The organism is Rhodococcus chondri, from assembly GCF_036327435.1.
Lineage (GTDB): Bacteria > Actinomycetota > Actinomycetes > Mycobacteriales > Mycobacteriaceae > Rhodococcus > Rhodococcus chondri.
In genome coordinates, this window is the sequence record NZ_JAUZMZ010000007.1 from 48,845 (window position 1) to 62,143 (window position 13,299).

At 67.7% G+C, this 13,299-nt stretch carries 12 protein-coding genes; 1 reads left to right on the top strand and 11 read right to left on the bottom strand.

Annotated features, from left to right (window positions below):
* The first annotated feature begins 38 nt into the window (after nucleotides 1-38).
* Nucleotides 39-1,160, top strand: coding sequence for a glutamate--cysteine ligase (locus Q8814_RS02610; RefSeq protein ID WP_330150437.1), 1,122 nt, complete (start codon nucleotides 39-41; stop codon nucleotides 1,158-1,160).
* On the opposite strand, the gene mnhG is transcribed toward Q8814_RS02610, so the two are convergent.
* The 11 genes from mnhG to Q8814_RS02665 all read right to left on the bottom strand — a co-directional run bounded on the left by mnhG (nucleotide 1,161) and on the right by Q8814_RS02665 (nucleotide 13,128).
* A complete protein-coding gene (gene mnhG, locus Q8814_RS02615; RefSeq protein ID WP_330150438.1) occupies nucleotides 1,161-1,496 on the bottom strand; it encodes a monovalent cation/H(+) antiporter subunit G in 336 nt (111 codons plus the stop codon).
* Complete coding sequence (locus Q8814_RS02620; RefSeq protein ID WP_330150439.1) at nucleotides 1,493-1,753, bottom strand: monovalent cation/H+ antiporter complex subunit F; 261 nt, start codon at nucleotides 1,751-1,753, stop codon at nucleotides 1,493-1,495. Before Q8814_RS02620 ends, mnhG begins: the two co-directional genes overlap by 4 nt.
* Nucleotides 1,750-2,298 carry a Na+/H+ antiporter subunit E gene (locus tag Q8814_RS02625; RefSeq protein WP_330150454.1) on the bottom strand — a complete coding sequence of 183 codons (549 nt, stop codon included), beginning with the start codon at nucleotides 2,296-2,298 and terminating at the stop codon, nucleotides 1,750-1,752. The genes Q8814_RS02620 and Q8814_RS02625 overlap by 4 nt, the downstream gene beginning before the upstream one ends.
* Nucleotides 2,298-3,884, bottom strand: a complete 1,587-nt coding sequence (locus tag Q8814_RS02630; protein WP_330150440.1) for a Na+/H+ antiporter subunit D — start codon at nucleotides 3,882-3,884, stop codon at nucleotides 2,298-2,300. The genes Q8814_RS02625 and Q8814_RS02630 overlap by 1 nt, the downstream gene beginning before the upstream one ends.
* Nucleotides 3,881-4,537, bottom strand: a complete 657-nt coding sequence (locus tag Q8814_RS02635; protein WP_330150441.1) for a Na(+)/H(+) antiporter subunit C — start codon at nucleotides 4,535-4,537, stop codon at nucleotides 3,881-3,883. The genes Q8814_RS02630 and Q8814_RS02635 overlap by 4 nt, the downstream gene beginning before the upstream one ends.
* Nucleotides 4,534-7,371 carry a Na+/H+ antiporter subunit A gene (locus Q8814_RS02640; protein ID WP_330150442.1) on the bottom strand — a complete coding sequence of 946 codons (2,838 nt, stop codon included), beginning with the start codon at nucleotides 7,369-7,371 and terminating at the stop codon, nucleotides 4,534-4,536. The genes Q8814_RS02635 and Q8814_RS02640 overlap by 4 nt, the downstream gene beginning before the upstream one ends.
* Nucleotides 7,372-7,553: 182 nt before the next feature.
* A complete protein-coding gene (locus Q8814_RS02645) occupies nucleotides 7,554-8,501 on the bottom strand; it encodes a hypothetical protein (protein ID WP_330150443.1) in 948 nt (315 codons plus the stop codon).
* 227 nt (nucleotides 8,502-8,728) lie between these two features.
* Entirely contained in the window at nucleotides 8,729-10,909 is a 2,181-nt protein-coding gene (locus Q8814_RS02650; RefSeq protein WP_330150444.1) for an AAA family ATPase, read from the bottom strand.
* 20 nt (nucleotides 10,910-10,929) lie between these two features.
* Complete coding sequence (gene pssA, locus Q8814_RS02655) at nucleotides 10,930-11,853, bottom strand: CDP-diacylglycerol--serine O-phosphatidyltransferase (RefSeq protein WP_408015807.1); 924 nt, start codon at nucleotides 11,851-11,853, stop codon at nucleotides 10,930-10,932.
* Nucleotides 11,850-12,578, bottom strand: a complete 729-nt coding sequence (locus tag Q8814_RS02660; RefSeq protein ID WP_330150445.1) for a phosphatidylserine decarboxylase — start codon at nucleotides 12,576-12,578, stop codon at nucleotides 11,850-11,852. Before Q8814_RS02660 ends, pssA begins: the two co-directional genes overlap by 4 nt.
* An 85-nt stretch (nucleotides 12,579-12,663) precedes the next feature.
* Nucleotides 12,664-13,128, bottom strand: coding sequence for an SRPBCC family protein (locus tag Q8814_RS02665; protein ID WP_330150446.1), 465 nt, complete (start codon nucleotides 13,126-13,128; stop codon nucleotides 12,664-12,666).
* Nucleotides 13,129-13,299 lie beyond the last annotated feature (171 nt).

A 13,299-nucleotide genomic window follows, 5' to 3' on the forward strand; every position in this document is an offset into this window, starting at 1 on the left:
CGTACGCGGGTCGCGGGGCCCTGTGGTTGGATCATTTCGTGGCGGTTGAGTTTCCGGGATCACCTCGGCCCACCCTCGGTGTGGAATGGGAAATCGCGCTGGTCGACAAGACCACCCGCGATCTGTCGAACACCGCTTCCGTGGTGTTCGACGCCGTCGAAAGCGTCGAAGGGCACACTCCGCGACTGACCAAGGAGTTTCTCCGCAACACCGTCGAACTGGTGACCGACGTGCATTCCACGGTCGGTGAGGCGATCGACGATCTGTCCGAATCGCTGGGCTTGCTGCGTCGCGCCGCCGACCCGCTCGGCGTGGACCTGATGTGCGCCGGCACGCATCCCTTTGCTCAGTGGACGGACCAGGTCGTCACCAAGAGCCCCGAGTACGACGAGATGATCGAGCGCACCCGCTGGTGGGGCCGGCAGATGCTGATCTGGGGTGTGCACGTGCACGTCGGTATCTCGTCCGCCGAGAAGGTCATCCCCATCCTCAACGCGATGCTGGTCAAGTATCCGCATCTCCTCGCGTTGTCGGCGTCGTCCCCGATCTGGGCGGGCCTGGACACCGGCTACGCCAGCAACCGCGCGTTGATTTTCCAGCAGCTGCCCACTGCCGGTCTGCCCTACCACTTCGACAACTGGGCGCAGTACGAGAGCTTCATCGAAGATCAGCTCAGATCCGGCGTGATCAGCAAACCCGGTGGTATGCACTGGGACATCCGCCCCGCGACCAAGTGGGGCACCCTCGAAGTCCGGGTTTTCGACGGCGTCACCAACCGCGCCGAACTCGCGGCGCTCGTCGCACTGGTGCACTCCCTTGTCGTCTACTTCGACGAATGTCTCGAACGCGGTGAAGACCTGCCGACCTTGCAGCCATGGCACGTCAAAGAGAACAAGTGGCGGGCCGCTCGGTACGGGCTCGACGCAGAGGTGATTCTCGACCCCGCATGCCACGAACGACTGGTCACCGACGACCTACACGACCTTCTCGAGCAACTGACCCCCACCGCGGTGCGTCTCGGCTGCGCCGACGAACTCGCGAAGGTCGCCGACATCCCGCGAAACGGGGCGTCGTATCAGCGACAGCGACGTATCGCCGAGGAATCGGGCGGTGACCTCGTAGCGGTGGTGAACTCGCTGGTGAACGAACTTCGAGCCTGATCAGGCGCGGTCCGGGGGGAAATCGTCGCCCTCGAGCAGTCCGTCGCGGCCGAGTTGCTCCCGGTAGGCGACGCGGCCCACCCGGTGTGCGATCACGGGAGCGGTGAGCACCATGAACATGCCGGCGAGCGCCAGCATCCACAGGTCGACCGAGCCGCGCAGGCTCAGCATCGCACCGCCGAGCACGAACAGCAGCCCGATGACCTGTGGTTTCGTCGCGGGATGCATGCGCGAGAGCGTGTCGCGGAAACGGACCACTCCGACTGCGGCGGTAAGCGAGATGAGCGCGCCACACAGGATCAACAGGTGACCGAAGACGTCCAGGATGGTGCTCATTGTTCGTCACGCACCCGGAATCGAGCGATGGACACCGAGCCGATGAACCCGACGAGCGCGAGCGCCACGATGGCGGGGACAACGGTGGTGTCGCGGGTGTATACCGTCCACACCGTCAGTCCGCACATGGCGATGGCGAGAAGACAGTCGACGCCGACGAGCCGGTCCAGCGAATTCGGCCCGGCCAGCACCCGATAGCCGATCAGCAGCGCCGCGAGGAACAGCAGCACCCCGGATATCGTGAGCATCACGCTCATATCGCTTCCTCCGTTCCGCTCCGCCAGGGACTCGGCTGCCATTCCTCGTCTCGCTCGAACGTGTCGATCAGCAGACGTTCGATCAACCGGGCCGAGCGATAGAAGTCTGCGACCGCCTTGTCGGTACTGACATCGAGCACATGGAGGTACATGATCCGGCGAACCTGGTCGATCTCCAGCACCATCGTGCCGGGGATGTTGTTCATGATGTCGGTCCACAGGGTGAGGACGAGGTCGGACTTGATGGTGAGCCGGCACCGCAGAACTCCGGTGACCGGCTGTGCCGACGGGCGGATCGCCAGCCACGCCACCGAAACCGTCGACTGGATCGATTCGACGAAGATGACCACACCCAGCCGTACAGCGGACAGCAGGTGGACGCGACCTTCGACCGGGACCCGGGGCAGGGGAAGGAGCACGGTGATGATCACCGCGACCGCCAGACCGCCCAGGATGTTGGCGACGCTGAATGTGCCCCACAGGAAGACCCAGACGAACGTCATCCATCCCAGGACGAACATGCGCAGGACGTTCGAGCGCTTCATCATGGTTGCTCTCCCAACACGGCCTCGATGTACACCGACCGGTCGCGGAGATTGTCCGCCGCGCGGTTGCTGATATCGAGCAGCGGGCCGGCGAACACGGTCAGCGACAGTCCGATCGCTACCAGCCACACGGTCGGGACCAGCATCGCCGCCGGCATCTTGCCGACGTCCTCACGGTCGTCGAACGCGATATCCACCTCGGATTCGTCGATCAACGCCGAGGGGCCGATGTCGGCGAGCTCTCCTTCGGGGGCATCGGCGCGGGCACGCCAGAACGCCTTCGTCCAGATCCGCGCCACCACATACAGGGTGAGCAGGCTGGTCAGGGTGCCTCCGCCGACGAGAATCCAGGCGAGCGCCGAGCCGTCTTCTGCACCGGCCTGCAGCAGCGCGACCTTGCCGATGAATCCCGAGAACGGAGGGATGCCGCCGAGGTTGAGCGCGGGAATCAGGAAGAGGACCGCGAGCAGCGGACTCAGGACTGCGAGACTGCCGAGACGACGCAGCGACGCCGAGCCGGCCTGACGCTCGATGAGGCCGACCACCAGGAACAACGTGGTTTGCACGAGGATGTGGTGGCCGACGTAGTAGATGGCGCCGGCCAGCCCTGTCTGCGACGACAGGGCGATACCGAACACCATGTACCCGATGTGGCTGACGAGAGTGAACGACAGCAGACGCTTGATGTCGTTCTGGGCTATGGCACCGAGGATGCCGATGAGCATCGTGAGCAGGCCCGCGACGAGGAGCACGCTGTCCAGTTCGCCGCCCGGGAACAGCAGGGTGTGCGCGCGAATGATGGCGTACACGCCGACCTTGGTGAGCAGGCCCGCGAACACGGCGGTCACCGGGGCAGGCGCGGTCGGGTAGGAGTCGGGAAGCCAGGTCGACAGCGGGAACACCGCCGCCTTGATCCCGAACGCGACCAGCAGCACACCGAAGATCGCGGCACGGGTGCCCGAGGGCACCTCGTCCATCCGCAGCGCCATCTGTGCCAGGTTCAGCGTGCCCGTCGCCGCGTACGCGAATGCCATGCCGGCCAGGAACACCATGGACGACACCATCGACACCATGACGTACGAGACACCCGCCCGAACCCGGTCGGCGCTCGCTCCCAACGTCAGGAGCACGAACGATGCTGCGAGCAATACTTCGAAGCCGACGAACAGGTTGAACAGGTCGCCCGCGAGGAACGCGATGTTGATACCGGCGGTCAACGCGAGATACGTCGGCAGGAAGATCGACACCGGCTGTTGTTCGTTGCCGTCGTGGATGCCCTGTCCGACGGCGAACAACATGACCGAGAGCAGCACGATCCCCGAGACCACAAGCATCAGTGCGGCAAGCCGGTCGGCTACGAGCGAGATGCCGATCGGGGCTTCCCAGCCGCCGACCTGAACGACCTCGATGCCGTCGCGGTCGGCGAAGTAGAGCAGCATCACCGCCACGGCGAGGGACGCGACCAGCGCGATGACGGTCACCGCGCGTTGGGCGCGGGGACGTCGTCCCAGGATGAGGGTGCCGGCAGCCGCCAGTAGCGGGATCAGCACCGGAAGTGGAATCAGGTAGGCCACGGACAGCGTCATCGGCGGTCACCCTTTCCTTCGCCACCGGCACCGCTGTCGTCGGCACTGTCCGCCTCGGGACGGTTCCTGCCGTCGGGAGTCGAGATGGATACCGCCGCGTCCGTGTAGGCCGAATCCTCCGGGTCGTCGAAGTCGCCGTCGTGGAGATCCTCGTAGACCTCGAGATCCTCGATGTTGGTGAGAGCCTCCAGGGGAATCGGGTTGCCTTCCGCGTCGAAGGCGTCGCCGCTCTTGCTCGGCTCGCCGGTGAGGGGATCGTCGGATCGGTCGCGCACCGGCGCATCCGCGGGACTGCGCCGTTTCGAGACGAGGGTGTCCTCGGGGTCGTTCTCGACCTCGTCGCGCGCACGGTAGACGTAGGACCGGTACGTCAGTGCCAGTACGAAGGCGGCGACTCCCATGGTGATCACGATCGAGGTCAGAATCATCGCCTGCGCCAGCGGGTCGGCCATGTCGTCGCGGATCGCACTGGTCGTTCCGATGATCGGGGCGCTGCCGGAGGGCCCCGAGACAGTGAGGATGAGCAGGTTGATGCCGTTGCTCATGAGGAGCAGCCCGAGCAGCATCTTGATGATGCTGCGCTCGAGCAACATGTACACCCCGGACGCGACGAGGATGCCGGCCAGTATCAGCAGGGTCAGGTTCGAGGTCATCGCTTCTCACTCACGATCTCGGCGTCCAGCCGGGCCCCGAGACTACGAAGCACATCGAGCACGAGGCCGACGACGATCAGATACACCCCGAGGTCGAAGAACAGCGCGGTGACCAATTTGATGTCGCCGAGCAGAGGCAACGCGAACTCGATCGTCGCCGACGACAAGACCGGTGCCCCGAGGAACAACGAGACCAGTGCGGTACCGGCCGAGAACGTCAGGCCCAGGCCCAGGATCTTGCCCGCGTCGATAGGAACGGCCTCTCCGAGTTCGTAGCGTCCCCCGGCCAGGTAACGCAGCACGAGCGCGAGCCCGGCGACGAGACCGCCGGCGAATCCGCCGCCCGGCGCGTTGTGCCCGGAGAAGAAGAAGTACACCGACAGCACCATCATCGTCGGGAACACCAGGCGGGTGGTGACCTCCAGAACCAGCGACCGGTACTTCGGGTCGATCAGGTCGCCGCCCCGCAACCAGGTGGTCTCGTGGCTCGACGTCACCGCGTCCAACTGCGACGCCGGCGCGTCGGAGACCCGCGGTGCGGTGCCGAATCGCCGGGTGCGGAACACCAGGCTCGCGACGCCCGTCGCCGCGACGAGCAGCACGGAGATCTCGCCGAGGGTGTCCCAGGCACGAATGTCGACGAGAAGCACATTCACGACGTTCTTGCCGTCACCCACGTTGTAAGCGGCATCCGGCAACAACAGCGAGATGGGCTCGGCGGTGCGGGCGGCGACCGCGAACAGGCCGACACCGACCACCACCGCGCCGACGGCGATCCCGAGCAGAGCCCGCGGCAGTTTGTTTCCCGGCAAGGCTCGTGGGTCCACTTCGGCGGGCAGCTTGCGCATCACCAGCACGAACATCACGAGCGTCACGGTTTCGACGAGGAACTGGGTCAGGGCCAGGTCGGGGGCGCCCTGCAACGCGAACAGCACACCGAGTCCGTAGCCCGTCACACCCACGACCAGAACGGTGCCGAGCCGGTTGCGCAACACCGCCGCGGTGATCGCGGCGCCGACCATCACCACGCCCACGGCCAGTTGCCACGGGGTGTCCCACATGCGGGTCCCGGGGGTGGCATTCGGGCCGAACACGAGCAGAAGCAGGGTGGGCAGCAACGCCAGGGTGATGAGGATGGTGGCCTGGGTGAGCGGCAGCGACCCGCGCTGGATGAACGCCGTCAGCCTCATCGACAGGGTGTCCATGCCGCGCAGGGTGGCGTCGTAGATGCGGTCGGCGTTGCCGAGCGGGGGATGCTCGAACCGCATCCGCGCGACCGTGCGGTGCGCGAGATACAGCGTGGTACCGCCGAGGATCACGACAGCGGTCAGACCCAGGGGCAGGGTGAATCCGTGCCACAGTGCCAGGTGGTACGGCTTGTCGAGGGCGGTCGGCAGGGTCTGCGCGTAAGGACTGACGAGGCCGTCGATCCACGGCGCGACCAGTCCGGCGGCGAGACCGGCGAACGCCAGCAGAGACGGCGCGGTCAACAGCAGCGGCCCGGGGGCATGCAGTTGCTGCACCACCGGGCTCGGTCGCTTGAGCTGCTTGCGGCCGAACGCTCCCCAGATGAACCGGATGCTGTAGGCGAGGGTGAGGACAGAACCGATCACCATGCCCGCGACCACCGCGATCCGCGCCGACTCGGGAAGAACATCCGTGACGAGCGCGGCTTCGAGGGCTGCTTCCTTACCGAGGAATCCGATGAACGGCGGCAGACCGGCCATACTCGCCGCCGCCAATGCGGCCAGAGCCGCCAGATACGGCGTCTTCGTACCCAGATGAGCGAGTTTGCGAATATCGCGGGTGCCTGTCGAATGGTCGATGACGCCCACGATCATGAACAGACATGCCTTGAACATGGCGTGCGCAACCACCATCGTGAGCCCCGCCAGTGCCGCTTCCCGGCTACCGATCCCGACGAGTGCGGTGAGGAAGCCGAGCTGGCTGACGGTACCGAACGCGAGAATGAGCTTCAGGTCGAACGCGCGGAACGCCCGCCAACCCGCCAGGATCATCGACACCAGACCGAGCGTGATCACGATCGGGCGCCATGGCGCGGAGTCCGCGAAGGCGGGTGCGAGACGCGCGATCAGGTAGATACCGGCTTTGACCATCGCCGCAGCGTGCAGATATCCGGACACCGGGGTGGGGGCGGCCATCGCACCCGGAAGCCAGAAGTGGAGCGGTACGACAGCGGATTTCGCCAGTGCGCCGATCAGCATCAATGCGATACCGACGCCGGCAAGCCACCCTTGCGGGGCGACCTCGATCACTTCCGACAGGTTGTAGCTGCCGGCGAGCTGCCCGAGAATGATGATGCCCACGAGCATCGCCAGACCGCCGGCGGTGGTCACGAGCAGTGCCTGCGTCGCGGCGCGGCGGCTCGACGCACGCTCGGCGTAGTGGCCCACCAGCAGGAACGACAGGATCGTCGTCAGTTCCCAGTAGGTGTAGAGCAGCAGCATGTTGTCGCTGGTGACGAGACCGAACATGGCCCCGGAGAAGGCGACCATTTCGGCCGCGAAGATGCCCAGGCGAGGTTCGTCGTCCTCGAAGTACCGAGCGCAGTAGAGCAGAATGAGTGCGCCGATACCCAGGACCAGCACCGACATCACGGCGGCGAGCGAATCGAACCGCATGTCGATATCCATCGACAGCACGGACGCCCACGCGATCTGCAGTCGCTGTTCGGTTCCCCAGTTGGCTACGACCCATCCCAGGCTCGCCAGCGGCACCAGCGACAGCGGCAGGAATGCGTTTCTCCCCATGACTCTGACCAGAGGCGGTGCCACCAATGCGGCCACCGCGTGAGCAATGAGTATGGCGAGCAAAGGCACTCCGTCGGGGTCGGGCCAGGCGGCGGGGTGTAACAATTTCCGGATATAAATGGCTTGTCAACCGCGCGCGGCACACCGCCGAAACTCGGGGGCCCCGACATGCGCGCCGTTCGCCATTAAGGGCAAATCGGATTGACGCCATCCTAACGGGAGTCTTCGCAGGCTTGCGAATCGGGTCAGCGCAGCTGCCAGGCACATGCCGCCGCGGTGACGGCCAGTGCGGTCACCACCCACCGCGGGTCGGCGGGAAGCGCCCACACCGCGCCCGACACGGCGGCCGCCGGCGCGAGCAACGACATTCCCAGCGCCGCGGTCGTCGCCGTACCCGGCAGCGATGCACCCAGCGCGAGACCGGTGCCCACCGCGACCAGCGCCACCCGCACCGGCAGTGGAATGTGGTCGGCGAACGTTGCCGGCCACAGCACCGCGACCGTCGAGGTCACGAAAGCGACCGCCAGTCCCGCCCCGGGATACGGCAGACGCCGCGCCAGCAGGACGCCTGCGACCGCCGCGGCCGGCGCCACGAGGAGGACCCACACTGTGGCAGCCCGCAATTCGACGGCTAGCGGATACGCCGCCGCCACGACACCGGTCACGGCGATCGGGAACCGGTCGTCGGCGAGCGGCAGAAAACGCGCTGTCACCTCGGCGCCGATCACCGTGGCCACCAGGGCGGCGGCCGCCACGAGCCACATCCGCACGGCACCGGCCGCGGACTCGGACCTCACCAGGTCGCCGAGCAGCACGTAACCGGCGGTCAGCACACACGCGGCGACGACGGCGACGATCAGCGCCCGGCCGTCTATCCGCTGTGCCCGCGCCCCCGGACGCGTCGTCGACATCGCTGCGACGAGTGCCACCAACGCGACGGCGAACAACCACTGCGGCACAGGCCAGCGCATCCAGGCGACCGGAACTTGCGAACCCACCACCGGTGCGACCAGAAACGCCGCCCACGCGCCCGCCGGCAGCGCCCATCGGTCGGTCGCCGCACTCCACGCGCCGGCCGTCGCAGCGCCCAGGAGCACCCCTGTCGTCACAGAGATCACCAGTCCCACGGCGGTGACCGTGTCCGCCGACGCCTCCGCCGGCACCAGATACCGCACCGAACCGAGTACCAGCACCGCTCCGGCGCCGATCGCCCACGCGGTGCGGCGCCGAACGCTGCAGGCCCGCCACCGACACCACCGCCAGCACCGCCGTCGCGATCGGCGCGGCATCACTGCGGGCGCCGCTCGGCAATACCGAGTCGCCGACGGCCGACACGAACAGCACCACTGCGCAGGCGGACAGCGCGGCGACAGCCGCGGCGGGTCCCGCCGCACGGACCGCGGTGGACGTCGGCGCCATGTCAGCGTCCGTCCGCGTACGCCCGCAGATGTTCGACCTGCACCGGATCGAGTGAGGGCCGGACTTTCTGCCGCGCCGCCGCCATGTCCTCGGCAGTGACCACGGCCGCATCCACCCGGCGACGCATCGCGGCCAGCGCAGCCTCCCTCAGTAATGCTGCGCAGTCGGCTGCCGAATAACCGTCGAGTTCACCGGCGAGCGCGTCGAGATCGACGTCGTCGTCCAACGGCACCGATTTTCCCGCCGTTTTCAGGATGGCGGCGCGTGCCTCTGCGTCGGGCGGCGGCACGAACACCCGACGTTCGAGCCTGCCCGGTCGCAGCAACGCCGGGTCGATCAGATCGGGACGGTTGGTGGCGCCCACCACGACGACGTCGCGCAGTGGTTCGACACCGTCGAGTTCGGTGAGCAGCGCCGCAACGACCCGATCGGACACTCCCGAATCCGAGGTTTGACCACGGCGTGGTGCGAGAGCGTCCACCTCGTCGAGAAACACCAGCGACGGCGCGGAGTCGCGGGCCCGCTGGAACAGTTCGCGCACCGCCTTCTCCGACGCCCCCACCCACTTGTCCATGAGTTCGGCGCCTTTGACGGCGTGAACACTGAGCCGGCCGGTACCGGCCAGGGCACGCAACAGGTACGTCTTGCCGCAACCGGGCGGGCCGAAGAGCAGCACACCCCGCGGCGGATCCACCCCGAGCCGCGCAAAGGAATCCGGGTGCTGCAGCGGCCACAGCACCGCCTCGGTGAGGGCCTGTTTCGTCTCGACCATGTCGCCGACGTCGTCGAGGCTCACGCTGCCGATCGCCAGTTCCTCGGTACCCGACCGCGACAGCGGACGAATGACCCCGAGCGCACTCACCAGATCCTCCTGGGTGAGGGCGGGTTCGTCGTCGGCGCGGCTCGCCCGAGACGCGGCGCGCAGCGCGGCCTCGCGGCACAGCGCCGCGAGATCCGCGGCGACGAACCCGGGTGTGCGGCCCGCGATCGCCTCGAGGTCGAGCTTCCCGGCCGGAACCTTGCGCAGCAGCACGTCGAGCAGTGCACGCCGGGTGATGCCGTCCGGCAGCGGCAGCGACAGTTCGCGATCACAGATTTCGGGGGAGCGCACCCGCGAGTCGACGTCATCGGGGTGCGCGGTGGTCACGACGAGGGCCACCGATTCGGTGTCGACGGCACGCCTCAGCTCGTCGAGGATCAGGGTGGCGACGGGTTCGGTGTCCGCAGGCAGGACCGCGTCGATGTCGGTGACGAGCAGGACACCGCCACGGCTTACCGCGTCGACGGCTGCGGTGACCCGGCGCAGGCGCTCGTCGGCGGCGAGTGCGCCGATGCCGGGGCCGTCGAGTTCGACGACGTGGCGCGACGCGAGCACCGCGCGCGCGAAGGTGACCTTCCCGACCCCGGCCGGCCCGGTGATCATCACGCCGAGGTGCGGAGATGCGCCGAGGGTACGCAGAAGTTCCGGCTCGTCGAGCGAAAGCTTCAACCACTCGGTGAGCTTGCCGGCCTGGACCGCGACTCCGACGAGATCCTCGACCGGTGGCGCGGACGGTCGCGGGGCCTGCGCCGACGGTGCTGCGGCGGGCACGGCTGCCGGTGCGGCCGCGCTCACGCCTCGGCCGGTACCGCTCCACGTCACCGCGCTGTTCGGCTGCACGCTGACGGGACCGGCAGGGTCTACCGCGGACACGGTCAGCAGTTCCGTCGTCCACGCGATACCGAAGCTCCGCGACAGTGCGCGCGTGGTGTCGGCGTTGCTGGTTCCGGGCCCGAGGTCGCGAGGCAGCAGCGACACGGCGTCGCCCACGGTGAGGACCTTCCCGAGCAGAGCCTGCCGCAGCGTGGTTTCGGGGACCGACTGCCGTGCCGGCGCCGATCCGGTCACGGTCACCGACCGTGCGCCGTACACGGTGACGGGTGCGACGACGACGGTGGTGTCTTCCCGCAGGCCGGTGTTGGACAGGGTCACGTCGTCGAGCAGGATCGTGCCGGTGGGGGTGCCATCGGGTGCGCGCCCCGCGACGGCCGCGGTACGGCGTCCACCGATCAGAGCTATGGCATCCCATTCGCGAAGCCCCAGCGCCATGAGGGCCTCGGGGTGCAGGCGGACGACGCCGCGGCGGGCGTCCGACGCGGAAGTGTTGAGCCGGACGGTCAGCGCGAGCTGTGGGGAGGTCACCCCGCGAGCCTAGATAAGAGTCACCGTCCGCGCGGGCGACGCAGCCGCAGGCGCGCCGAGGAACGTCCGACTGCGCCGGGTACCCGGCGGATACCGGTGCGTCGCAGGTTCCGCGCGCGGCTCTCGGCACGGATCGCGCGTCGCTCTGACGGTTTGATGTCCCAGGTTTCGGGACGGGCGGCCACCCAGCGTCGGGAGCGGACCGCGAACGGGATGTGCAGCAGGTAGACGCCGACCAGGACGAGCATCAGCACGTACGGATAGGTGACGAGCGCGGCCGCTCCGACGGCGACGAGCGCGAGCAGCACCACGGCGAGCCGTGCAGGTACCGACGCCGATTTCATCGCGAGGGTTGGGATTCTGCTGACGATGAGACCCGCGATGACGACCATCCACACCGCGACCAGGGGATACGAGCTCCACCACCCGTCCCCCCACTGGACGAATGCGGCGACGGGCGCGAGGACGACGAGCGCGCCGGCAGGAGAGGGCACACCGACGAAGTATTCGCGGGCGTACGCGGGAACCGAGTCGTCCTCGAGCAGGGTGTTGAAGCGTGCGAGACGCAGCACGATGCTCACCGCGTAGAGCAGCGCGAAGATCCATCCGAACGGGCTGCCGTCGAGCAGCGTCACGTACAGCACCAGGGCGGGTGCGACGCCGAAGGCGATGGCGTCGGACAACGAGTCCAGTTCGGCGCCGATCTTGCTGGTGGCGTCGAGCAGGCGCGCGATGCGCCCGTCGAGCGAGTCGAGAACGGCGGCGGCGCCGACCATCCCGAGGGCGGTGCCGAGTTGACCGTCGAGGGCGAACTTCACGGCGGACAGGCCGGCGGACAGCGCGAGAATCGTGATGATGCTCGGCAGTAGGCGGACGGCCTGAGGGCGGCGGCTCTGCCCCGTGCGGGTCGACCCTGCGGTCGGTGCCGGTTTGGCAGGGGTCACGACAGCGGCGTCGTGGGCAGCTGAGCGATGACGGTTTCCGCGCCGATGGTGCGCTGGCCACGCTCGACGAGCAGAGTGCTGCCGGCCGGCAGGTATGTGTCGACCCGCGACCCGAAACGGATCAGCCCGTACGTGTCGCCGATCGGGAGGGTGTCGCCGATCCGGACATCACACACGATGCGTCGCGCGAGCAACCCGGCGATCTGCACGACCGCGACTTCGGTACCGTCCGGCATCTCGAGCAGCATGCTGTTGCGCTCGTTGACCTCGCTGGCGTCGGCGAGGTCGGCGGAGAGGAACTGCCCCGGCTGGTGTACGACCTTGCGGACGACACCGCCGACGGGGCTGCGCTGCACGTGCACATCGAGCACGGACAGGAAGACGCTCACCCGGGGACGGGCTTCCGGTCCGAGCCCGAGTTCGGCGGGCGGCACGGCGCTGTCGACGAGCGCCACTTCACCGTCGGCCGGTGCCACGACCACGCCGACCCGGTTGGGCGGTACCCGGTGGGGATGCCGGAAGAAGGTCGCGGTCGCGGCGGCCGAGGCGAGGCCGGCGCGGCGGACCCACGGGCGGCGGCGGCCGAGCGCGGCGACGAGAAGCGGCGCGGCGACGAAGGGCAATCCGCCCGGGTGCAGTGGCGGCACGGCATGCCGAACCAGATCGACGATGTGAGCAACTCCGCCGGTCGGCGGGGTTCTGGCGGGGGTCGGCTTACGTGCCACGGCTCCTCTTACTTTGTCGTTCGGTGTTCTACCCGGACACGTGGGCCCGTAAGCACAACAGCCTACGCGAGGAGCAGTCCGAGGGTCAGACCGTCGCTGTCGCCTCCACCTCGTTCTTGATGCGGGCCAAGGTGGCGTTCATGCCGACGACCAGTTCGTCGTCGAAGGTGTCGGCTCCGCCCAGGACGTACTCGACGAGTTTCTGCGAGAGCTTGCTGGTGCCGGTCGGCGCTTCGCGTCGCTGCACGACGCGGGTGCCGGTCTCGGTGGGTTCGAGGGTGAACGACCAGATGGTGCGGTTCTCGTTGACGCGGAACCGCAGTTCGCGGCCGGGTTCGAAGCCGATGACCTTGGAGGTGGTGGGCCACACGAGCAGGCCCTTGCGGTTGATGTTGACGGTGGTGGTTCCCGAACCGACGGCCCCGCCGCGCACGATCATCTTGCGGCATTGGGGGCTCCATTCGCCCATGCGCTTCAGGTCGGAGATCACCGCCCAGACCTGTTCCGGCGCCGCGGCGATCTCGATGGTGGCTTCGAGGGTCTTCGACAAGGTGACTCCTGCTGTGTTGGGGATACCGCTGCGTTGGTGATACTGCTGCGTTGGTGATACTGCTGCGTTGGTGATACTGCTGCGTTGGTGATACTGCTGCGTTGGTGATACTGCTGCGTTGGTGATACTGCTGCGTTGGTGATACTGCTGCGTTGGTGATACTGCCGCGTT

What these genes read in the sequence shown, in the direction of transcription:
- mnhG (WP_330150438.1), bottom strand. Translation starts at nt 1,496, where the DNA reads ATGAGCACCATCCTGGACGTCTTCGGTCACCTGTTGATCCTGTGTGGC.
- Q8814_RS02620 (WP_330150439.1), bottom strand. Translation starts at nt 1,753, where the DNA reads ATGAGCGTGATGCTCACGATATCCGGGGTGCTGCTGTTCCTCGCGGCG.
- Q8814_RS02625 (WP_330150454.1), bottom strand. Translation starts at nt 2,298, where the DNA reads ATGAAGCGCTCGAACGTCCTGCGCATGTTCGTCCTGGGATGGATGACG.
- Q8814_RS02630 (WP_330150440.1), bottom strand. Translation starts at nt 3,884, where the DNA reads ATGACGCTGTCCGTGGCCTACCTGATTCCACTTCCGGTGCTGATCCCG.
- Q8814_RS02635 (WP_330150441.1), bottom strand. Translation starts at nt 4,537, where the DNA reads ATGACCTCGAACCTGACCCTGCTGATACTGGCCGGCATCCTCGTCGCG.